Consider the following 22,770-nt stretch of genomic DNA (forward strand, 5'->3'; position numbering starts at 1 on the left):
ATCGTATGAACTACAAGTTGTTAGTAAGGCAATATTGTCTTCCGCTGGTAGCCTTCTTTTTGCTCTTGGCCTCTGGCTGCAAAGAAGAAGACTATGCAAGTAAATTAGGGACAGCCGCCAAGGCTTCTTTTAAAGTTACTAAGGTACAGGGTAAAGTAAACACTTATCTTTTAGAAAGTACATCTCAAGATGCCTATCGTTACCAATGGGATTTTGGTTTAAACGAAGGATTAAAAACTGGAGGGGCATCAATAGAAGCTTACTTTATTTCTAAGGGAACCTATAACGTAAAATTATATGCCTATGGCGAAGGTGGGTATGATATAGCCACACAAGCAGTTGTAGTAGATCAGGATGACTTTACACCAACCTTAAATAACGCAACCTATCAAAAACTTACTGCGCATTCTTGGAAATTAGATGCTGTAGGTGCGGCACCAATCATTGTGGGTACCGAGGGCAATCCTTCTGAATATTTTCAGGGAGGTAGTTTAGCTGATTGTCAAATTGATGATGACTATACGTTCTCTTTCGCCAACAATGCTTTTAAATTAACTTACAGAGCAAACGGCGCAACCTTTAATGGAGGTAATGTAGATCCTAACTACAATTGTGGTACTGATAGGTCTTATGAATCTGCCTTTACATTTAGTACAGCGGTAGAGGGTGCGGGTATTGCAACCATCACTATTCCTAACACGCCTCCAAATAGGTTTATTGGAGTAACCGATGTGGCTTCTAACAATTACAGAATTATTTCTATTACTGATACCGAGATGGTTTTACGTTCTGGAAAAATCAACGAACCAGTACATACCATGCGTTTTGTGAAAAAATAAAAGAACTAGATTACTTAATAAAAGCCAAATATAAATATGAAAAAAATTCGACTATTAATCGTATTGCTGTTTTGTTCGGTAGCATTGCCCGAGGCATTTGCGCAGAGCATCACAGTTTCTGGTGTAGTAAAAGATAAAACTGGGCAAGAAATACCTGGCGTTTCGGTTATCATAAAAGGAACAACAACCGGTGTTTCTACCACAACAGATGGTAAATATGCTATTACCGTACCTAAAGCAGGTACTACAGTGGTGTTTTCGTTTATCGGGATGACTACCCAAGAAATCATCGTTACCAAATCGGAAACGATAAACATTGTATTGGACGATGCGGCCAACACCCTAAATGATGTTGTTGTGGTGGGCTTTGGTACACAAAAAAGAAGCAACGTAACAGGTTCTGTTGCCACCGTAAACAACAAGCAGTTGGTGCAAACCCCAGTTGGCGATTTAAGTAACGCCTTGGCTGGCCGTACCCCAGGTGTAATTACCAAGCAACCTTCTGGAGAGCCTGGAGCCGATGGTACGCAAATCTATATTAGAGGTAATTCTACTTTTGGAGGCGGCAGCATGGAACCTCTTTTTGTAGTTGATGGTATTGTGCGCTCGGCCCGTGATTTTGGACAAATGGATCCTAACGAGATCGAAAGTGTAAGTATTTTGAAAGATGCTTCTTCTGCCGCAATTTTTGGCGTTAAAGGTGCAAACGGCGTGGTTTTGGTAACCACAAAACGTGGTAAGGCAGGGCAGTTAAGTGCCAATTATTCGTTTAACTATGGTTTTTCGCAAGTTACACGTTTACCAAATGCGCTAGGTTCTTACGAGTACGCAACCTTGTATAACGAAGCTAAATTAAACGATAACCCGTTGGCAACACCAGAATTTTCTTTAGAGCGTTTAGAAGCTTTTAGAAATGGTACTGATCCAGACGCCAACCCTAATACCGATTGGATGGATTTAGTGCTTGGCGGTACTGCACCTAGAATGCAGCACAACCTATCTTTATCTGGTGGTAGCGAGAAAATCAAATACTTTACCTCTTTCGGTTATTTAAACGAAGACGGTTTGTACAGCTCTTTAAATTACAACAGGTATAACGTAAGAAGCAACATAGATATTCAGGCTACTTCTACTACCAAAATTTCGGTTGATTTATCTGGAAGGTTAGAAAATAAACTATCTCCATGCGGCAAGTGTAGATAACATCTTCGAGCACACTATGCGTAATCCGCCAGTACAACCGGCAAGGTTTTCTAATGGCTTGTTAGCCGCACCAGGCGTATATCCAAATCCTTTAGCGCTAATTAGCGAAGAAAGCGGATACAACAGAAACAGTGCAAGCTACTTTTTAAGTAATTTTCAGGTGGTACAACAAATTCCGGGGGTAGAAGGATTATCCATTAAAGGAGTTTTAGCATTCGATAGAAATTTTAACCAAAACAAAACTTGGAACCAATGGGTGCCACTTTACGTGAGAAATACCGATGGTACTTATACCGTTAATTCAGAGTCGAAATCATCTCTATCTAAAGGATACGGCGAAGGGCAAAGCACCGAGTTGCAAGGCCATATCAATTACGATAGAAGATTTGGCAAGCACGGCATTTCGGCCTTAGCCCTCATTTTACAAAAACAAAATCAAGGTACTGGAATTTATGCGGCCAGAAATTCTTACGAAAGTTCGGCACTACAGATTTTAAACTTTGGCCCTGCATTAAATGAGGTATTGAGCGATGGCGAAGACAGAACTGCGCTAAGAAGTGCGGCATTCCGTATCAACTATGATTACGACGGTAAATACCTTTTTCAAGCAAGTTTAAGACGAGATGAGTCTGAAAACTTTGCTCCAAGCCAAAGAACCGGATATTTCCCTGCTTTTTCTGCGGGTTGGTTGCTCACAAGAGAAAGCTTTATGCAAAACGTAAAGTTTGTAGATTTCTTAAAGTTAAAGGCATCTTACGGTACATTGGGTAGCGATCGTATTCCAAGTCGTTTCGGATACTACAGCCGTTATAACCTAGTGCCAAACGTTTATCCTTTTGGAGGTGCATTTGTTACCGGATTAACTCCAGGTGCTATCGCAAATGAGAATCTAACTTGGGAAACTTCTGTTAAAATGGATGCTGGTATAGAGGCTAAGCTATTCAAAAACCAGTTAGGTATAGATGTTACGGTATTTAAAGAAAGAAGAAAAGACATCTTGGCAACCAGAGCATTATCTGTTCCGTTGAGCTTTGGTGCAGCTTTACCTAGCGAGAACTTTGGTATTGTAGATAATAAAGGTGTAGAGGTAATATTAACTCATAATAAACAATTGTCTAACAACCTTTCGTACTTTGTTAGTGGTAACTTTACCTATGCAAAAAATAAAATCGTAGAAGCGGCTGAAGCATCGAATATTCCAGAATATAGACGTATTACCGGAAGGCCAAATGGTGGAATTTACGGATACAAAGCTATAGGTATTTTTAAAGATGCGGCAGATTATGCAGCATCGCCAAAACATACTGCGTATTTAAGTACAACTGGTCCAGGCGATATCAAATATCAAGATATCAACGGAGACGGTATCATTAACGATGATGATATTACTTATTTAGGCAACGGAACATTACCTCAAATTTTGTATGGTATTAATGGTGGTGTTAATTACAAGGGCTTCGAGTTAAACTTCTTGCTACAAGGCGCAGCCCAATCGCAGCAATTGTTTACACAAAATGCAGCATGGGCTTTCCATAATGGTGGTCGCGTAAATGCAGAATGGTTAGATAGATGGACACCAGCTCGACCAGATGCGCCACTACCTCGCTTAACCCTAAATACCAATGGTAATAACTATTTGGTAAGTAGTTTCTGGGTACAAAACTCAAGTTACTTGCGTTTAAAAAACGTGGAGTTTGCCTATACGCTAAAATCTAAGCTGTTATCTAAAATTGGAGCCAACAACTTAAGGATTTATGCGCAAGGACAAAACTTATTTACCATTACAGACTTGATCAACCTAGATCCAGAAAACACCAATGGTATCGGTAGGTATTATCCTCAACAAAAGACTTACACATTTGGGGTTAACTTACAGTTTTAATAACCAATCGTTGACATGAATATTAAAAGAAAAGAAATGATTAAAAGACATAAATGGTTGGTTGGCGTAATGGTAATTACGCTGGCAACTTTCTCCTGCAAAAAAGATTTGTTAGATATTAAACCAATAGATTTCGTTTCTGATGCCGCTGTTTTTCAGGACATCACGCTTACCAATCAATTTGTGAATGATATCTATGGTACACTATTAAGTGGCTTCGAGCGTCGAGATTTTGGTTATACAGAAGGTTGGGCGGCCGGTTTTGCCAATTTAGATATGATGACCGACGACATTGAAGGCCATAACGATTTACCAATGAACAGGGTGCAAGCCGGAGATCTGAATGCTAACTTTTCGATGGGTACACAGCTTTGGGCAGCAAACTACACGCTAATTAGAAAAGCCAACACGTTAATTGCACGCATAGACGGTGTGCCAACAACCAATACGGCTTTAAGAGACAGGTTAAAGGCAGAAACTAAGTTTTTGAGAGCTTTTGCTTATGCAGAATTAGTGAAGTCTTTTGGGGGTGTGCCGTTAATTACTACAGAGCAAAACGTAAATGACGATTTAGAAGTGCCAAGAAACACCTACGATGAATGTGTAGCCTTTATCATCAAAGAGTGTGATGAAGCCGCTGCGGTATTATTGCCTTCTTACCCTGATGCAGAGTTGGGAAGAGCTACAAAAGGTGCTGCATTGGCGTTAAAAGCTAGGGTTTTGCTGTATCACGCTAGTGCTTTAAATAATCCAAGCAATACGGCAAGCCGTTGGGACGATGCAGCGAAAGCAGCCCAAGCAGTTATGGCGCTTGCCCCTGCTACTTATGATCTTTTCCCAGATTACTACCAATTGTTTATGACAAAGGCAGGTAATAAAGAAGTGATTTTTGCTAAAAAGTTTGGTCGTCCTAACCGTACTCACCAAAGTGCTTGGATGCTACACATGAGCTTTACGCCAACTGGTTGGGGCGGTTGGGGAGCTTTCCACGCTACACAAAACCTAGTAGATGCTTTCGAGATGAAAACTACTGGTTTACGCCCAGACGAAGCGGGTTCTGGTTATGATCCGCAAAATCCTTATGCTAACCGCGATAACCGTTTAGATAAAGCAATGCTGATGAATGGTTCGGCTTTTAAAGGTATTACAGTAGAAACCTTTCAAAGTGCAGATCTTAGTGTTTTTCCTGATGGCAATGCCAATGGCCGTACCAATGGAGATAGAACCAAAACCGGCTATGGTTTACGTAAGTTTATTGATGAAAAAAATATGACTGCCGATGCCGTTTACCAAGGTGGCGATAATGACTGGATTTTTATGCGCTATGCAGAAGTATTGTTGAACTACGCTGAGGCTAAAAATGAATTTAGTGGCCCAGATGCTTCTGTTTACGATGCTTTAGATAAGGTACGTAGTAGAGGGGGCTTGCCACCATTGACTAGAAATTTTACTCAAATAACTTTGCGTGAAAAAATACGCAACGAGCGTAGGGTAGAGCTTTGTTTCGAAGAGCACCGTGTTTACGATGTTCGCCGCTGGAAAACAGGTATGACTTATTTTAACCAACCAGTTTACAGAATGAACATCGTTAAAAATACAAATGGATCTTTAACCTTTAGCAAAGTGGTGCTAGAGAACAGAGTTTATAAAGAAAGTTACAACCTATTTCCTATTCCTCAAATAGAAATGGAAAGAAATAGAAAACTAACGCCAAATCCTTAAAATTTTTGTCTTCCCGCTATATTAGTGGGAAGACATTTTTATACAAAGACATATTAATGATGCAAAAGATAATTTATGGCTTAGTAGCTGCTTTTTTTACGTTCTCAACTGCCGCAATCGCGTCGAAAAAAATAATTGGTTCGAAAATAGATCCCATTAAAGTAGAAGTAAGAAAGACAGAAAAGGGTTTTGAATTGATACGTGGCGGCAAACCATACTTTATTAAGGGAGCAGGAGGCACTTCATATTTTTCTCGCTTGGCTGCTTATGGAGGCAACTCTATACGTACATGGAGTACCAATAATGCAAAGAGCATATTAGAACTCGGCGCAAAAAAACGGACTTACGGTGATGATGGGATTGCCCGTTACAGCAGAACGCCATGGTTTTAATTATGATGATGCCGCTGCGGTAAAAAAACAGTTCGAGAGTGTAAAGGCAGAAGTCATGAAGTACAAAGATCATCCAGCTTTGCTGAGTTGGGGAATTGGCAACGAGTTGAACCTTTCTTACGCTAACCCAAAAGTGTGGCAGGCAGTTAACGATATTGCAAAGATGATTCACGAAATAGATCCTAACCATCCGGCTACTACCGTACTTGCAGGTATCAACAAAAAAGAAGTAGATCATATCAAAGCTTCGGCGCAGGCCTTAGATTTTTTGTCTATTAACGTTTATGCCGATTTGGCAATACTTCCGAGTAAAGTTAAAAGCGCAGGTTGGACTGGTCCTTATATGGTAACCGAGTGGGGGCCAACTGGGCATTGGGAAGGCTTGGAAACTGTTTGGAAAGCACCCGTAGAAGAAACTAGTAGCGAAAAAGCAGCTGTTTACCTTAGCAGATACAAATATGCGGTAGAGAAAGATAAAGATGTTTGCTTGGGTTCTTACGTTTTTTTATGGGGACAAAAGCAAGAAAGAACGCCAACTTGGTACGGTCTTTTTACTGCCAAAGGCGAAGAAAGTGAAGTAGTAGATGTGATGCAGTACCTGTGGAGCGGTGCGTTTCCAAAAAATAGAGCACCTCATCTTTATGGTTTTACCTTAGATAACAAGCGGTCGAATCAAAGTGTTTATATTAAATCTGGAGCAACATACACCGCAGTGGTGGATGCTTTTGATCCAAACAACGATATCTTAAACTACCGTTGGGAGTTATTACTAGAAGCTACGAAAGTTGGCGAAGGTGGCGATCATGAAGATAAGCCCGAAACAGTAGCAATAAATTTTAAAGAAACAGGTAAAGGAAAAGTAAGCTTTGCAGCACCTAAAACTTCGGGGGCTTATCGTTTATTTGTTTATGTTGCCGATGGGAAAAATAAAGTGGCTACTGCAAATATCCCGTTTTACGTTAAATAAAGATTAGCTAACCTTGATTTAACGATACAGATTAAAAATTTAAAACCCTAAGAAATGAAAATACAGACCTCCTTTAGAAATTGGCTACTGATGGTTACTTTGCTGATTTTTAACTTAAGCTGTAAAAAGCAACTGAATGCCGTAGAGCCAACTAATTTACAGTTGGTAGCCACAGTAAGTAATGATGGCTCAGGTAGGGTAGATTTTGTAGCAACCGCAACTAATGCAAGTCGTTATCTATATTCTTTTGGTCAGGGTACCAACGAAAGTATCAGATCTACCGACGGTAAAGCTTTTACCATTTACGCAGAAAGTGGCACCTATACGGTAAAGGTTATTGCTTATTCTTCAAGTGATAAATCGGTTGAGTTAACCCAACAAATTATTGTAGATAAGAACGAAGTAATAGATAATACCGGTTATATCTCGCCAGAAACTTACCCGGGCCTTACCTTAGTTTGGCAAGATGAATTTAATGGTACTGAACTGGATACTAAATTTTGGAATTTCGAAGAAGGAAACGGAACAGAGGGCTGGGGCAATTGGGAATTGCAATACTATCGCAAAGAAAATACGAGAGTGCACAATGGCTACTTAACCATCACTGCTAAAAAGGAATCTTTCGGTGGTAAAGAGTATACATCATCAAGATTAACAACCGAAGCGAAAAAAGATTTCTTGTATGGTCGTATCGAAATGAGGGCAAAATTGCCAAAAGGACAAGGGATTTGGCCAGCATTTTGGGCTTTAGGTGCAAACATCCGTACTACGCCATGGCCGTTTTCTGGAGAAATTGATATCATGGAAATGGTAGGCGGTGGTCCCGGAAAAGACAATACTTTACACGGTACGGTACACTACGAAGATGGCGGACATAAGTATATTGGTGGTTCTACTACGTTACAAACTGGAGATTTTTACGATAAATTTCACGTGTTTTCCATTGTTTGGACAGCCAACTCCATTAAGTGGTATTTAGATAATGTAGAATATTATAGTTTCGATACTACGGGTGCTAATAAAGACGAGTTTAGGCGTCCATATTTTCTTTTGTTAAACCTAGCCGTTGGAGGCAATTGGCCAGGTGCACCTAATGCAAATACTGTTTTTCCGCAAAAATATATTGTAGATTATGTGAGGGTGTTTCAATAGAGCTATCATCATCACTTAGTTAAGTGATTATTTGAATGAGCCCCGAGGTAACTTGGGGCTTTGTTTTTAAAAAGCAACACTCATTTTCTTTTCAGGAAAACTTGCTTTCGTGCTTTTTCTTTTGCCGCTTTTTTCAACATGGAGAATGTTCATTTGGTCGTCAAACAAATCATATAATACGCCATTATGTGCCGCTAGTGTTTTAAATACAGCCACTTTACTAACTTCGAGATAAACATTGGTAGCTTCATGATCATTTTCAAAACCTAAATAGTTGTATTTAACAGCCTTGCCATCAACTACAAATTTTAAATTGGTTTCGATATAACTTTTAATCAATGCGCTCATTTCTTTCTCTCTGTTTTTTGCGTACAAATCAGTTTTGGTCTTAAATTGTTTGCTCAAAACATTTTCAAAGTCATCAGTAAAAATTCTACAGGTAATTTCTAAAGATTTGTTTTTTGCATTGTGTGTAATTTCAGTGGTGCTTACGTGAAAAGGGTGTCTTTTTTTTGTTTCCTTAGAGATAAAAACTAAAGGAATGATTAAAAAAAGTAACAATTTTGAAGATATCGGGTTCATTTTGCGAAATAGACTTTAAAAGTAAGAGAAAGAACCTAACTTAGGTAATAATTCACACGCTAAAATTTAACTTTACTATGTCGTTCTCCGATTTCTTGTTTTATTTTGATTTAGGTTGGTCGCATATTGTAAGTTTAGACGCATTAGATCATCAACTTTTTATATTGGCATTGGTAGCCATTTATACCACCAAACAAATTAAGCAAATACTGATATTGGTTACCGCTTTTACCATCGGCCACTCGGCTACTTTGGCGCTAAGTGCTTTAGATATCATCCGCTTTGATAGCAAGTGGGTAGAGTTTTTAATTCCCTGCACCATTTTTATTACCGCTTTGGTTAACTTGTTTAAGAACGGCAAAAGGAACAAAAGCGTACAAGTCAATTATTTTCTAGCGCTGTTTTTTGGTCTAATTCATGGTATGGGCTTTGCAAATTCGGTCCGTATGATGTTGGCAAAAGACCAATATATAGGTTGGGGTTTGTTTGGCTTTAACCTAGGGCTAGAAATAGGCCAAATTGTTTTTGTAGCACTAACATTGTTGATTTCTAGTATAATCCTATATTTCTTTAAAGTTAGGCAAAGAGATTGGGTTATATTTTTATCTTCTGCGGTTTTTGCCTTAGCTTTACAAATGGCGTTACAGCGCATACCTTTTTAATAAATATCAAATGAAAAGATTTTACGGTTTTTGTTTAAGTGCTATGTTATTTGCTTCGGCGGCAATGGCACAAAATATCCAAAATAATCCGGGGAGCAACCACGGCAATAAGTTTGAGCAATTGGGCACCATTTTACCTACGCCAAATGAGCAACGTACCGCAAGCGGTGCGCCTGGAGTAAAGTATTGGCAACAACGTGCCGATTACGATATCAAATGCGAATTAGATGAAAACACACAGACTTTAAAAGGCAGCGAAACCATTACTTACTACAATAATTCGCCAGATCCTTTAACTTACATTTGGATACAGCTCGACGAAAACCAGCACAATAACCTAAAAAATGCGAATTATCAGAGCGCAACTAAAATGCCTGCTAATGCAACAGATAAACAAGTAGAAAATTTTACGCTTAATGCTGCTGATAACGGCTTTGGGTTCAACATTTTGAAAATTACCGATGCGCAAGGAAAGAATTTAAAATACACCATCAACAAAACCATGATGCGAATTGAAACACCGGTTTTAAAATCTGGCGATAAATTCGTTTTCAATATAGATTGGAATTACAAAATTGTAGATCGCATTGCCAAAGGCGGCAGAGGCGGTTACGAATTTTTTCCAGCCGATGGAAACTATTTATTTACGATGGCGCAATGGTATCCACGTTTATGTGTTTATAGCGATTTTCAAGGATGGCAAAACCACCAATTTACCGGTCGTGGCGAGTTTGCCTTAACCTTTGGCGATTTTAAAGTGCAAATGACCGTTCCGGCAGATCACTTGGTGGGTTCTACTGGCGAATGCCAAAATTATGCTCAAGTGCTTACGCCAATACAATTATCTCGTTTCAATAGCGTAAAAACAGCTAAAGCTCCCGTAGAAATTGTAACCTTGGCTGAGGCCAAAGCTGCGGAAAGCAAAAAATCGACTGCTAAAAAAACTTGGATCTTCCACGCTAAAGATGTGAGAGATTTTGCCTGGACCTCATCACGTAAGTATATTTGGGACGCCATGAACCAAAAAGTGGCCGACAAAGATGTGCTTTGCATGAGTTTCTACGGAAAAGAAGCTTACAATCTTTATAGTAGATATTCTACAAGGGTAGTGGCGCACAGTATCAAAACTTATTCTGATTTTACCATTCCTTATCCATATCCGGTAGCTCAAAGCATCGAAGCTGCCAATGGAATGGAATACCCCATGATTTGTTTCAATTATGGAAGAACTAACGAAGACGGCACTTATAGCGAAACCGTAAAAAATGGAATGATTGGCGTAGTGATCCACGAAGTGGGGCACAACTTTTTCCCGATGATCATTAACAGTGATGAGCGCCAATGGAGCTGGATGGACGAAGGTTTGAACACTTTTACGCAGTTTTTAACCGAATCTTCTTGGGATGATAAATTCCCGAGCAAACGTGGCCCAGCTTATGCCATTGTGCCTTACATGAAATTGCCAAAAGATCAGTTAGAGCCCATCATGTCTAACTCAGAAAATATTGTACAGTTTGGGCCTAATGCTTATGCCAAACCTGCTACAGGCTTAAATATTTTGCGTGAAACCATTATGGGCCGCGAACTTTTCGATTATGCTTTTAAAGAATACTCAAAAAGATGGGCGTTTAAGCATCCAACACCAGCAGATTTTTTTAGAACCATGGAAGATGCCAGCGGCGAAGATTTAGACTGGTTTTGGAGAGGTTGGTTTTACAGTACCGATGCTTGCGATATTTCTTTAGACGAGGTAAAACATGCCAAAGCTGATTTTCCTAAGCCTGCAAAAACCATAAAACAAAAACAAACGGTAGACAAACCTATTTTAACTGATGATGACATTAGCAAGCAAAGAAATAGGGCAGATAAAAACATCAAATTTTATACAGATCAAGATTTAGAAGCGAGAGATTTCTATTGGAAATACGCCAGAGGTTTGGTACAAATTGACAGTAGTAAAGTTAGAACAAAAGAAATAAGATTGCCTTTTGAAGAGTTTACCAATGAAGAGAAAACCAAGTACGGCAATAAGCATTTTTACGAGCTTAACTTTAGTAACAAGGGAGGCTTGGTAATGCCAATTATAGTAGAGTTCACGTTTAAAGACGGAACAAAAACGGTAGATAAAATACCTGCTCAAATTTGGCGCTTAAACGAAATTAAAACATCCAAGTTTTATGCTTTGGATAAAGAGGTTGCAGCTATAAAAATTGACCCGCTTTGCGAAACTGCCGATATTGACGAAAGTAATAATACTTGGGGAGCGGCAGAAGCTGCTCCTTCTAAATTTCAATTGTTTAAGGCGGCTCAAGCTGCTGCGGGCAGAGGTCAATCGGAGGGCATAAATCCAATGCAGTTGGAAATTAAAAAAAGTAAATAATAATTCTCGGATAAATAACTGAAGTCCTGCATTTGCGGGACTTTCTTTTTTTCATAACATTTTATCGGGACAGCTGTTTATTACTCGTCATTGCGAGGCACGAAGCAACCTTAAAGCTATATATCTTCCTCAAAGAGATTGCTTCGTGCCTCGCAATCACGAGAGATTTATAATAACGTACAATCCTAAACCGTATCTTTGTAGTAATGAAGTTCAAACTCATCTCAGAATATAAACCTACCGGCGACCAGCCCGGGGCAATCAAGCAATTGGTAGAAGGGGTAAATGCTGCCGAACATTATCAAACCCTTTTAGGAGTTACTGGTTCTGGAAAAACCTTTACCATTGCCAACGTAATTGAGCAAACGCAAAAGCCAACACTAATTCTTAGTCACAATAAAACCTTGGCGGCGCAGCTATATGGCGAGATGAAACAGTTTTTTCCCGAAAATGCGGTAAACTACTTTGTTTCTTACTACGATTATTACCAGCCGGAGGCTTACATGCCCACCACCAATACCTACATCGAGAAAGATTTACAAATTAACGAAGAGATAGAGAAATTACGCCTGCGTTCTACTTCATCGCTAATTTCTGGACGTAGAGATGTGATTATCGTTTCTTCAATTTCCTGTATTTATGGTATGGGAAATCCCGAAGATTTTTCGAAGTCGGTTTATCGTTTTGGCGTTGGAACAAGAGTGAGTAGAAATGCTTTTTTACACCATCTGGTGGAAATTTTATATGCACGTACCATCAACGATTTTAAGCGTGGTACTTTTCGAGTAAAAGGCGATACCGTAGATATTTATCCAGCCTATATGGATTACGCTTATCGTATTTCATTTTTTGGGGATGACATTGAAGAACTATCAGCTATTGATCCAATTACGGGAAAAACTTTAGAGAAATTAGAGGATATTGCCATTTACCCCGCCAACCTTTTTGTTACGCCAAAAGACAGGTTTAACCAATCTATTTGGGGCATACAAGAGGAATTGGAAGCTCGTAAAACGCAGCTTTTGGGCGATGGTTTAGTGTTGGAAGCCAAACGTTTAGAAGAACGGGTTAACTTCGATATCGAAATGATGAAAGAGTTGGGCTATTGCTCTGGAATTGAGAATTATTCTCGTTTTTTCGATGGCCGTACGCCTGGTATGCGCCCTTTCTGTTTGTTAGATTATTTTCCAGATGATTACCTCATGGTAATTGACGAAAGCCATGTAACCGTTCCGCAAATTAGGGCCATGTACGGTGGCGATAGGTCTAGAAAGTTATCATTGGTAGAATATGGTTTCCGCTTACCATCAGCATTAGATAACCGACCGCTGAACTTTGAAGAGTTTGAGCGTTTAGCGCCGCAAACTATTTATGTGAGTGCTACTCCGGCAGATTACGAACTGCAAAAATCTGAGGGCGTGGTAATTGAGCAGGTAATTAGACCAACAGGTTTGTTAGATCCGTTAATCGAAATCCGCCCTGCGATAAACCAAGTAGACGATTTGTTGGACGAGATTGATAAAACCATTAAACAAGGCGACCGTGTGTTGGTAACTACGCTAACCAAGCGTATGGCCGAAGAGCTGACTAAATACATGGATCGATTGAACATCAAGTGTCGGTACATCCACTCTGAGGTAAAAACCTTAGAGCGTGTAGAGATTTTACGTGGCTTGCGTTTGGGCGAGTTTGATGTATTAATTGGAATTAATTTGCTGCGTGAAGGTCTGGATTTGCCAGAGGTAAGTTTTGTAGCCATTTTAGATGCTGATAAAGAAGGGTTCTTACGTTCGGATAGAGCGTTGATCCAAACCATTGGCCGTGCTGCCCGTAACGATAGAGGCCGTGTAATTATGTATGCGGATGACATTACCGAATCGATGGAGCGTACCATTAGCGAAACCAACCGACGTAGGGAAAAGCAGATCGCCTACAACTTGGAGCATGGCATTACGCCAAAAACTGTAGGTAAATCGAAGGAAGAGATTATGGAGCAGACTTCTGTGTTGGAAGTTTCAGAAAAACAAAAAGCCAGAGCAAAAGCTTACGTAGAAGTGGATGAGGTAAGTGTAGCGGCAGATCCAGTAGTGCAGTACATGACCAAACCAGAACTGCAAAAAGCATTAGATAAATCTCGTAAGGAAATGCAAAAAGCAGCCAAAGAAATGGATTTCTTGTTAGCAGCCCGACTACGCGACGAAATGTTTGCTTTAGAGAAAGTGTTTGAAGAAAGGTTTGGGAAGTAAGTAATAAGTTTTAGGTTGTAAGTTATACGTATTTGGAATTAACCCTAACGAACAAAAAATCCAAAAAACTAAACAACAAATTTATGCAAGGACAAAACAGAAAAGATATTTATCCAGGGTTGGAAGTGGGCATCATCCTCAAAAAAGACCAACGAAATGGAAATGTAACCTACGGTGTGGTTGAAAAATTATTAACCTCCTCAGCTTTTCATTCTAGAGGAATTAAGGTGCGTTTAGATGATGGGCAAATAGGTCGTGTTTGCGAAATTGTTACAGAAGAATAACAATCGATTTTAAATTGCATCGTTTTTGAATCTATGGAAATAGGTAAAAATTATCATCTCTCTAGAAACTTAAAAAATGATACGACTGATACTTTTATTTGCCCTGATTAGCAGTTGCGCATTTGCACAAGAAACACACCGAGGGATGATCCCTTCAAAGGCTACGGTTTATAACTCTGGTCCATTATATGTGGTTAACGGTTTGGTTGTTGAAGGTGGCAAAGCGTTTTTTGCATTGTTAAATCCAAACGATGTTGAAAAAATAGATATATTGAAAGACGCTGCTAGTACTGCTATTTATGGAATTAGAGGTGCCAATGGTGTAGTGTTGATAACGCTAAAACCTAAAGTTAAGCTTTTGCCTTACAGTAAATTGATAAAAAAGTTTAAAGTAAAAAAGCAGTATCGAGATTATGCCGTGTATGTAGACAAGGACGCGATAAACAGCAAGACAACGTTTGTGTCGGCAAGTAGTTGGATAAAAGAAATTATCATGCTTCAACGTTCTAGTGGAATTATAGATATTCCATACCTTAACATCGTACCTAATAAGTAACCAGAGATTGAATTGTAATGAAATTGCAATGAAAATCGTTATTTGAAACAAAAGACTAAGCACAAAGTCTATATTTGTAGTAACAGTATAAAAATGGGTATAATTAAGTTTTTAATAATAGCAATTATTGTTTTATGGGTAATTAGGTTACTAATGAGGATCATATTTCCTATGGTAATTAAAAATGCCTTTAGCAAAATGCAACAACAGGCCACGGGCCAGCAGCAACGTCCGGTTAGGCCAGAGGGTACAATTTCTATAGATCACATGCCTAAAAAAGAGAAGAGAAAGGGCAACGCCGATAATTTAGGCGAATTTGTAGATTACGAAGAAGTGAAGTAATTATCTCGAAAGCCATTTTCTAATCGGTAAATCGTAAAATTTCATAGCCAAATAGGCAATTATAATTTGTAAGGTAATTAATAAAGGAATTACCCAAGCCAATGTTTGGTGGCTGGGTTGGGCTTGTGCGTAATAATTGCCAAAAGCCCATAATACAAAATAATGTGTAATGTAAAGTGGGTAAGAGATCTGTCCTGAAAATCTACAAATGCTTTGATGCGAAGGGCTTAAAATGGTGCCAGCACCCAACGAAACCAATAAAGGGAAATAGCACACAATAATTAGCGGTTCTACGAGCCAGTTCCAACTATCTCTAAAAGGCACAAAGAAGGCTAATGCCAATAATAGTGCCATTAATGGGAAACCCAAACGATTTTTAATAATAAACTGATAACGGAATATACACATACCCGCTAAAAAGGAGAATGCCACCCTTGCGCCACCATGCCAAAAATTATTTCCTGCCCAGCCGCCACTAATGTTGCCAGCCGTAATGGTTACGTAAAAAATGCCACCAGCTGCTATAATGGCCAATAGTAAAAGCCAAATTCGTTTCAAGCGGTGCAATACCAATGCATAAACAATGTTGGCTACGTATTCCCAAAAAAGTGTCCAAGCTGGCGCATTTAATCCGAAGTTATTTAAAGCCCTTTCTGCCATAACTGGATAAGGAATCATCAAAACTGAGGCTAAAAAAAGCAGCACGATTTTCCAACCGCTATAGGCTTCCCACTGGTTGCCAAAAGGATCGAAAATAAATCCAAGTAAGCCTAATACTGTACCTAAAACAACCAGTGGGTGTAATCGAATTAACCTTTGCTTGAAAAATTTCTTTAGGCCCATTTGCGGTAACCTGTCATCGTAAGCATAGGCAACCACAAATCCCGAAAGACAGAAGAAAAAATCTACCGCTAAATAAGCGTGGGCAATCAAATCGTCTGGATGTGGGGTGTACATTTCGATAAAGTGAAATATAACCACACCAAGAGCAGCTATACCACGCAAACCATCTAAAATTTCGAAATGTGTTTTAGATTTAAGTACTGAAGGAGAAGAAAGATTGCTCATTTGGGTTTTGCTAAGTTTCAAGAATAAACATTTTGGCTGGCTTAGGCAAGGCTTTTGTGTACGTACGTTGTTACATAAACCTTATTGAAGCGAAAGCTTACTTTTTTGTTGCATCATCCGGACATATGCTGTGATGCTGAGGTACGAAGCATCTGCAGGCGATGAAACAGATGCTTCGTGCCTCAGCATGACAGAAATTTTAAAAAAGATTGTAGCGGAAAGAAGGATTATCCTTTCAAAAGAACTACAGCACCCGCTTTTCAAGAAAAAATAAAATAACGATGCCTTAACAATCAGTTAATTAGTGTTGGAGACTTTTGTGAAAGATATTATTCATACTATGCTTGAACTGTTTGTAATTGTATGCTTGCTTGTTTTTGTAGCGTTTTTCTTTAGTCCTTATGAATTAACCGTTGGCGAAGAGGAGGATTAATAAATCTGAAGGCAAAAATTGGAGCTTTCTGCCAGGAAGGCCTGTCTTTTTTATCTCTAAAATTTACTTATGGAGAAGCGAAATGTAGAAATTGTAGTAATTTCTGATGTGCATTTGGGCACTTATGGCTGCCATGCCAAAGAATTGTTGAAATACCTCAAAAGTATCAAACCAAAAACATTAATCCTAAACGGAGATATCATAGATATTTGGCAGTTTAGCAAGCGCTATTGGCCAGAAACGCACATGAAAATATTGCGTAAACTCATGAAATTTGTTGCCGAAGGCGTAAATGTTTACTACCTAACGGGCAACCACGATGAACTTTTGCGCAAGTTTGCTGATATGCAGCTGGGTTCTTTTCACTTGCAAAACAAGCTTATTTTAGAATTAGATGGCAAGAAAGCCTGGTTTTTTCATGGCGATATTTTTGATGTAACCATGCAACATTCTAAGTGGCTGGCCAAGCTGGGTGCCGTGGGTTACGACAGTTTAATTTTACTCAACAGTATGGTAAACTGGTGCTTAAAGTTACTTGGTAGAGAAAAAATGAGTTTCTCCAAAAAAATTAAAGCCAAGTTTAAGGATGCCGTAAAATTTATCAATAGTTTCGAGGAAACCGCTGCAGAATTGGCGATAGAAAATGGTTATCAATACGTAGTCTGTGGGCACATCCATCAACCAGAAAAAAGAAACATTTTTGCAAATAATGGAGAGGTAATATATTTGAATAGTGGCGATTGGGTAGAAAATTTAACTGCCTTAGAATATAACCAAGGTAATTGGGAAATTTTTAAATACGAAGCGCAAAACTTTGTGAAAGATGAAGTTGAGCAGGGCGAACTCTCTGATGGCGAAGATTTACACGGAAAGCTAGACGTGAACATTTTGCTGCAGAAAATTAAGTTAGAAATTGCCTAAGAACTAAAATCATCATGTTTTGCCAAAATGAAATGCTAAAAGCGTCAAATCAATTAAAACTATAAATACTGCCGAAAAATATAGATATTAGGAGCCAAATGAAGATACTTTATGCCATACAGGGAACGGGAAATGGACACGTGAGCAGAGCAAGGGAAATAGTTCCGCTTTTACAACAACATGGCGAAGTAGATTTGCTGATTTCCGGTACGCAGGTAGATGTAAAGCTCAGTCAAGAAATTAAGTATAATTTTCATGGTTTTAGTTTTGTTTTTGGGAAAAAAGGTGGTGTAGACCATTACAAAACCTGGAAAAACATGAACCTTCCTCAGTTTAGGAAAGACATGAAAGCCATTCCACTAAGCGATTACAACCTCATTTTAAACGATTTTGAACCTATTTCTGCTTGGGCCTGCAGGTTACAAGGAATAGAAAGTGTTTCGCTTAGTCATCAGGCAGCGTTTAAATCCAAAAAAGTTCCTCGCCCTAAAACCATCGATTGGGGTAAGCTAATTTTAAGCAGGTATGCGCCCACTACACATCACATCGGCTTCCATTTTGATAGATACGACGATTTTATTTACAAGCCCGTAATTAGAAGCGAAATTAGGCAATTAACTCCCACAAATTTGGGCCATTACACGGTTTATTTGCCCGCAATTGATGATAAAGCTTTGGTAAATGTGTTGAAACAAATTTCTCATGTACGTTGGGAAGTTTTCTCTAAACACACTAAAATAGCATATACTGATGGGAATGTTTTTGTAGAGCCAATTCATAACGAAAAGTTTAACCAAAGCATGGCAAGTTGCGAAGGTGTTTTTACGGGGGGCGGTTTCGAAGGCCCGGCAGAAGCCTTACATTTGGGCAAAAAGTTATTGGTGGCGCCCATGCGTTTTCAATATGAGCAGCAGTGTAATGCCTATGCTTTAAAACAGTTTGGGTTGCCTGTAATTTGGGGCAGCAACCACAATTGGGTACCTATTCTAAAAGATTTTGTGGCTAAGCCGCAAGAGCATCAGTTTAATTTTCCGGATGAAACAGCTGCAATTATTGCGCACACGGTAAATACTTTTGCCAGATAAATTTCTTTACTTTGTGGCTAGTAGCAAATAAAAAGTTTAGCGGATTAAAAATTCTTTTCACTTTTTACTTCTCACTTTTTACTTAGAATGGTTAATCAGTTTAGAAGCTTACATCCTCTTAATTTATTGCTGTTGGTGGCATACCTCATCTTTATGCGGATTGCTATCTTCTTAAATTTGCCCGCAGAGCTAAGTTTCGAAATCTTAGAGCCCTACACCAAACTGTTCATTAACATCCCTAAAGATGCCCTTTCTTCTGAAGCAAATGTGTTTCTTGCCGCGTTAATTACCTTGTTGCAGGCCCTTATTTTCAATAGAATTATAAACAATCATGGTTTGTTGGCTAAGCCTAGCTACTTGCCAGCTCTGCTTTACATTACCGGAACTAGTTTGTTTCTTCAGTTTTTAGCTTAGTCCTGCTTTAATTTGCAATTTTCTCATCATCATTATCATAGATAAGTTCTTAAAGTTGTCTAAAACCAATAGCGCAATGAGTATCATGTTCGATGTGGGGATGATCATTGCCATAGGTACACTAATTTACTTCCCCTTCATTCTCATGTTGTTAATGTTGTGGCTAAGTTTGTTAATGTATCGAGCCTTTAACTGGCGTGAGTGGATTGCTGGCTTCATCGGTTTTTTAACCATTTTTATGTTTGTAGCTGTGTTTTATTACTGGAATGATAATATCCACCGCTTTATTGATATTTGGCAGCCGTTAACCAACAAATTTCCGCATAACCTGCAAATCAATTACAATGATTATCTGGTGCTTATCCCAGTAGTTATCATCATGATATTGGCTGCTTTGCAACTGCGTGAAAACTTCTTTAGGAGCTTCATCAGTATCGTAAGGCTTTTCAGATGTTGTTTTTTATGTTTTTGGTAAGCATATTTAGTTTCTATACAAAAAGAGGAGTTACAGTAGCGCATTTCTTGCTTTGCGTGCCTGCGGGTGCTGTTTTGTTGGCATATTATTTCTCTAATGCAAAAAAGCGTTGGTTTTACGAAACGCTCTTCGCCATTTTGGTTATCTGTATCCAGCATTTTCTGTTCGTTTAGAAAGTTCGAAGCTGACAGGGCAATTTCCGAAGATAAATTTCACAATCCTTTTGCCCTATACTACGATAAGCCTTATGGCTTCGGACCTCGGACTTTCCGACTTCAGACTATTTAGGGCTCTTTAACCTTTTTTAACAAATTGATACCTCGAAACTTGCCAAAGATTAATAGCTTTGTGGCATGAAACTGATAGATGTTTCTTCCTATTCGTAATTTGTTGTTGGGTAACGTAAATATTTAATGCATAATCTGGTCATAGATATCGGCAATACCTATAGTAAACTAGCAATCTTTGAGCAAAAAAAACTCATTTATTTCCAGCAACTAGAAAGGGTTGAAGAGCAAAATCTCTTACAGCTCATTACCGAATATCAGATAGAAAATTCGACGGTTTCTAGTGTAAGCAATACAATAGAAAACCTAGAAACATGGCTAAAAGCACACACCAATTATACTCGTTTTAATACTAAAATAACGGGTAAAATTAAAAACCACTACGAAAGTCCTGAAACTTTGGGCTTAGATAGATGGGCAAAGGTAGTGGCGGCACATTGTTTATATCAAGGTCAAAATACCTTGATGATTGATGCCGGAACCTGTATCACTTATGATGTGCTTACGGCAAACAACGAATACTTTGGCGGAAGTATAAGTTTAGGGTTAAATATGCGTTTTAAGGCATTAAACCATTACACCGGGCGTTTGCCTTTGGTAGCCTGGGATAAAACGCAAACAGAAATTGAAGAAGGAACCAATACAAATAAGGCAATTAAACGAGGCGTTTTGCAAGGAGCGCTTAACGAAATAGAAGGGTTTATTGCACTAGAGCATAAAAAAAATAAAAATTTAAAGGTGGTAATAACCGGGGGCGACTCGGTTTTTTTGACTAAGCAATTAAAAAATAGCATATTTGCCGCCCAGATTACTCACGAACCATATTTGGTTTTAAAAGGCTTGAATGAAGTTATTACATTATAAAATGAACAATAAAATTAAGTGCGTATATATTGCAACGCTTTCTTTGCTAACGCTTTCTATAGGTGCTTATGCACAAACAACAGTACAGTCTCCATATTCTAAATTTGGCTTAGGTAACCTAAGAAGTTCTGTATTGCCGCAACAAAGAGGTATGGGAGGTATTGCTGCAGGTGTTTTTAGATCTAGTGGTATCAATAATATCAATATGCAAAATCCTGCGTCTTATGCGGGTATATATTTAACAACTTTAGATATTGGTATGTCTGGCAGTTCTACCGAGTTAAGAACGAGTAATTTGAGCGAAACAAGCTTCAATTCGTCGTTAAGCCACGTGGCCATGGCCTTTCCGGTAACCCAAAAATCGGCGGTAAGTATTGGTATTTTACCATACTCAGAACTTGGTTACGATTTTAAAAACACCACTACCATAGGCACTGGCACGAGCGCAAAAACGGTAGATTATTTATACAATGGCGAAGGAGGCTTATCTAAGGCTTACATTGGTTATGGCATTCAGTTTGGCGATCATTTTAGGGTAGGTGCTAACGCCGAATACCTTTTTGGTAACTTAATTCAAAATAGAGCAACCGAAATAGCAGAGGTAGGTGCAGTAAACTCTGCAGATCAGGTAAAGAACAGTATTTACGGCATGAATTTTAGTTATGGCTTGCAGTACGATTTCCGTTTAGGCAACAAAACTTCTTTAGTGCTTGGCTACTCGGGTTCTGCTAGTTCTAAGTTAAACTCAGAAAGAAGCCAATACACTACTATTTATAACAAAGACTCTCAGGGCAACGCACAATCTGCATTAGATACTTTAGATTTTATAGCAAACGGAAAAACAAACCTTAAGCTTCCTTTAATGCATAACTTTGGTTTTACTTTACAAAAAGAAAACAAGTGGTTAATAGGCGCAGATTACCGTATGGGCAAATGGTCTCAAATGACTATCGATAACGTAAATCAAAACCTGCAAAATACCTATGGTGTTTCTGTTGGCGGGCAATTTACGCCAGATATAACCGCTATTAATGGTTATTTTAAAAGGGTAGATTACCGTTTAGGCTTAACTTACGATAAAACCTACATCCAAATGAATAACGAAGATATCAAACAAATGGCGGTTACTGTGGGCTTGGGTTTGCCACTGTCTTCTTATGCAAGATCATCGTTTTATAAAATGAACGTTTCTGCTGAGGTTGGCAGAAGAGGTAAAATAACCAACGGGTTAATTCAAGAGCGTTATGTTACTTTCCATTTAGGTTTCATGTTAAACGATAAGTGGTTCCAAAGATTTAAGTTCGATTAAGTTTTAGTTACCAATGATTAGGATTTAGGTAATAGTACTTTGTATTTTAAATCGATGATTAAAGTTCAATGGTTAAAGGTCAATAATCGATGGTCAACGGTTAGTCTTGATCGAACTTCGAATTTTGCTCGCCCTTACCGTTTTAAGCTGCCTGTTTTTTGCTTTTTACTTTTTACTTTTGCCTTTTTACTCTCTTCTTGCGAGGGCGATGATTTAAAAAAAGTATCAGCCATTGATGCTAAAAAAGTTACCCTAAGCAAAGACCGTACTTATGGTGTGGAGGTAATTTACAGCGATTCTGCTAAAGTAAAGGCAAAAGGTTATGCCCCAATTTTAGATAAGGTTAAGCCATCTACTGGCGCTATTTACAGCGAAATGCCAAAAGGGGTAAAAATCTATTTTTTAGATGATTTTCTAAAAACCAAAGGTAGCATCACATCAGATTATGCCATAAACAATGAAACCGAGCGAATAACCATTTTCCGGAAAAACGTGGTAGTAGTTACCGATAACATGACTTTTACAACCGAAGAACTTACTTGGGACGAAAATAAGCGCTTGTACACTTCTCCGGCAGGTACGGTAACCACAAAAGATGGCAATATTCTTAATGGTACAAGTTTTTCGGCTCCGCAAGATTTTAGCACCTACAGTATTACCATGCCATCAGGGCAGGCTAATGTAGAGAACGGTAAACTACCATAG

23 protein-coding genes are annotated in these 22,770 nt (G+C 38.7%); 21 read left to right on the forward strand and 2 right to left on the reverse strand.

Going from position 1 to position 22,770, the window contains the following annotated elements; all coding sequences use genetic code 11:
- Positions 1-5: 5 nt before the first annotated feature.
- Genes OVA16_RS06260 through OVA16_RS06290 form a run of 7 tightly spaced genes read left to right on the forward strand, consistent with a single transcriptional unit; the run spans position 6 to position 8,157 of the window.
- Positions 6-839 (forward strand): PKD domain-containing protein, encoded by an 834-nt coding sequence (locus tag OVA16_RS06260; RefSeq protein ID WP_267764253.1) that lies wholly within the window; start codon positions 6-8, stop codon positions 837-839.
- A gap of 36 nt (positions 840-875) precedes the next feature.
- Entirely contained in the window at positions 876-2,042 is a 1,167-nt protein-coding gene (locus tag OVA16_RS06265; protein WP_267764255.1) for a SusC/RagA family TonB-linked outer membrane protein, read from the forward strand.
- Positions 2,043-2,058: 16 nt separating this feature from the next.
- A complete protein-coding gene (locus tag OVA16_RS06270) occupies positions 2,059-3,924 on the forward strand; it encodes a SusC/RagA family TonB-linked outer membrane protein (RefSeq protein WP_267764257.1) in 1,866 nt (621 codons plus the stop codon).
- Positions 3,925-3,939: 15 nt separating this feature from the next.
- On the forward strand, positions 3,940-5,646 hold the full coding sequence (locus OVA16_RS06275; RefSeq protein WP_267764258.1) for a RagB/SusD family nutrient uptake outer membrane protein: 1,707 nt from the start codon (positions 3,940-3,942) through the stop codon (positions 5,644-5,646).
- Positions 5,647-5,702: 56 nt separating this feature from the next.
- The gene (locus OVA16_RS06280) at positions 5,703-6,038 is read left to right on the forward strand and encodes a hypothetical protein (protein ID WP_267764259.1); all 336 of its coding nucleotides are present in this window, start codon (positions 5,703-5,705) and stop codon (positions 6,036-6,038) included.
- Positions 5,998-7,005: a hypothetical protein gene (locus tag OVA16_RS06285; RefSeq protein WP_267764261.1), complete on the forward strand. Its 1,008-nt coding sequence runs from the start codon at positions 5,998-6,000 to the stop codon at positions 7,003-7,005. Before OVA16_RS06280 ends, OVA16_RS06285 begins: the two co-directional genes overlap by 41 nt.
- Before the next feature lie 54 nt (positions 7,006-7,059).
- Positions 7,060-8,157 carry a glycoside hydrolase family 16 protein gene (locus OVA16_RS06290; RefSeq protein ID WP_267764263.1) on the forward strand — a complete coding sequence of 366 codons (1,098 nt, stop codon included), beginning with the start codon at positions 7,060-7,062 and terminating at the stop codon, positions 8,155-8,157.
- 66 nt (positions 8,158-8,223) lie between these two features.
- Here OVA16_RS06290 and OVA16_RS06295 read toward each other — a convergent pair whose 3' ends face one another.
- Entirely contained in the window at positions 8,224-8,739 is a 516-nt protein-coding gene (locus OVA16_RS06295) for a DUF6702 family protein (protein ID WP_267764265.1), read from the reverse strand.
- Positions 8,740-8,816: 77 nt separating this feature from the next.
- Between OVA16_RS06295 and OVA16_RS06300 the strand changes: the two genes are divergently transcribed.
- From OVA16_RS06300 to OVA16_RS06325, 6 genes are all read left to right on the forward strand, one after another.
- Entirely contained in the window at positions 8,817-9,401 is a 585-nt protein-coding gene (locus OVA16_RS06300; RefSeq protein ID WP_267764267.1) for a HupE/UreJ family protein, read from the forward strand.
- 10 nt (positions 9,402-9,411) lie between these two features.
- Entirely contained in the window at positions 9,412-11,781 is a 2,370-nt protein-coding gene (locus OVA16_RS06305) for a M1 family metallopeptidase (protein WP_267764268.1), read from the forward strand.
- 206 nt (positions 11,782-11,987) lie between these two features.
- Positions 11,988-14,027, forward strand: coding sequence for an excinuclease ABC subunit UvrB (gene uvrB / locus OVA16_RS06310; RefSeq protein ID WP_267764269.1), 2,040 nt, complete (start codon positions 11,988-11,990; stop codon positions 14,025-14,027).
- A gap of 83 nt (positions 14,028-14,110) precedes the next feature.
- Positions 14,111-14,311 carry a YwbE family protein gene (locus OVA16_RS06315; protein WP_267764271.1) on the forward strand — a complete coding sequence of 67 codons (201 nt, stop codon included), beginning with the start codon at positions 14,111-14,113 and terminating at the stop codon, positions 14,309-14,311.
- 76 nt (positions 14,312-14,387) lie between these two features.
- Entirely contained in the window at positions 14,388-14,867 is a 480-nt protein-coding gene (locus OVA16_RS20225) for a TonB-dependent receptor plug domain-containing protein (protein WP_420712337.1), read from the forward strand.
- Positions 14,868-14,960: 93 nt separating this feature from the next.
- The gene (locus OVA16_RS06325) at positions 14,961-15,209 is read left to right on the forward strand and encodes a DUF4834 family protein (RefSeq protein ID WP_138729915.1); all 249 of its coding nucleotides are present in this window, start codon (positions 14,961-14,963) and stop codon (positions 15,207-15,209) included.
- On the opposite strand, the gene OVA16_RS06330 is transcribed toward OVA16_RS06325, so the two are convergent.
- Positions 15,210-16,277, reverse strand: coding sequence for an acyltransferase family protein (locus tag OVA16_RS06330; protein ID WP_267764272.1), 1,068 nt, complete (start codon positions 16,275-16,277; stop codon positions 15,210-15,212).
- Positions 16,278-16,410: 133 nt separating this feature from the next.
- Here OVA16_RS06330 and OVA16_RS06335 point away from each other — a divergent pair, with 133 nt between their 5' ends.
- The 8 genes from OVA16_RS06335 (at position 16,411) to OVA16_RS06370 (ending at position 22,770) form a co-directional block, all read left to right on the forward strand.
- The gene (locus tag OVA16_RS06335; protein ID WP_267764273.1) at positions 16,411-16,551 is read left to right on the forward strand and encodes a hypothetical protein; all 141 of its coding nucleotides are present in this window, start codon (positions 16,411-16,413) and stop codon (positions 16,549-16,551) included.
- 228 nt (positions 16,552-16,779) lie between these two features.
- Positions 16,780-17,631, forward strand: coding sequence for a UDP-2,3-diacylglucosamine diphosphatase (locus OVA16_RS06340; protein ID WP_267764274.1), 852 nt, complete (start codon positions 16,780-16,782; stop codon positions 17,629-17,631).
- 98 nt (positions 17,632-17,729) lie between these two features.
- On the forward strand, positions 17,730-18,716 hold the full coding sequence (locus OVA16_RS06345) for a glycosyltransferase family protein (protein ID WP_267764276.1): 987 nt from the start codon (positions 17,730-17,732) through the stop codon (positions 18,714-18,716).
- 87 nt (positions 18,717-18,803) lie between these two features.
- Positions 18,804-19,130, forward strand: coding sequence for a hypothetical protein (locus OVA16_RS06350; protein ID WP_267764278.1), 327 nt, complete (start codon positions 18,804-18,806; stop codon positions 19,128-19,130).
- Between the two features lie 55 nt (positions 19,131-19,185).
- Positions 19,186-19,605 carry a DUF6427 family protein gene (locus OVA16_RS06355; RefSeq protein WP_267764280.1) on the forward strand — a complete coding sequence of 140 codons (420 nt, stop codon included), beginning with the start codon at positions 19,186-19,188 and terminating at the stop codon, positions 19,603-19,605.
- Between the two features lie 413 nt (positions 19,606-20,018).
- The gene (locus OVA16_RS06360) at positions 20,019-20,756 is read left to right on the forward strand and encodes a type III pantothenate kinase (protein WP_267764281.1); all 738 of its coding nucleotides are present in this window, start codon (positions 20,019-20,021) and stop codon (positions 20,754-20,756) included.
- Between the two features lies 1 nt (position 20,757).
- Positions 20,758-22,065 carry a hypothetical protein gene (locus OVA16_RS06365; protein ID WP_267764282.1) on the forward strand — a complete coding sequence of 436 codons (1,308 nt, stop codon included), beginning with the start codon at positions 20,758-20,760 and terminating at the stop codon, positions 22,063-22,065.
- A gap of 54 nt (positions 22,066-22,119) precedes the next feature.
- Complete coding sequence (locus OVA16_RS06370; protein WP_267764285.1) at positions 22,120-22,770, forward strand: hypothetical protein; 651 nt, start codon at positions 22,120-22,122, stop codon at positions 22,768-22,770.

Source organism: Pedobacter sp. SL55 (assembly GCF_026625705.1).
Classification (GTDB): domain Bacteria; phylum Bacteroidota; class Bacteroidia; order Sphingobacteriales; family Sphingobacteriaceae; genus Pedobacter.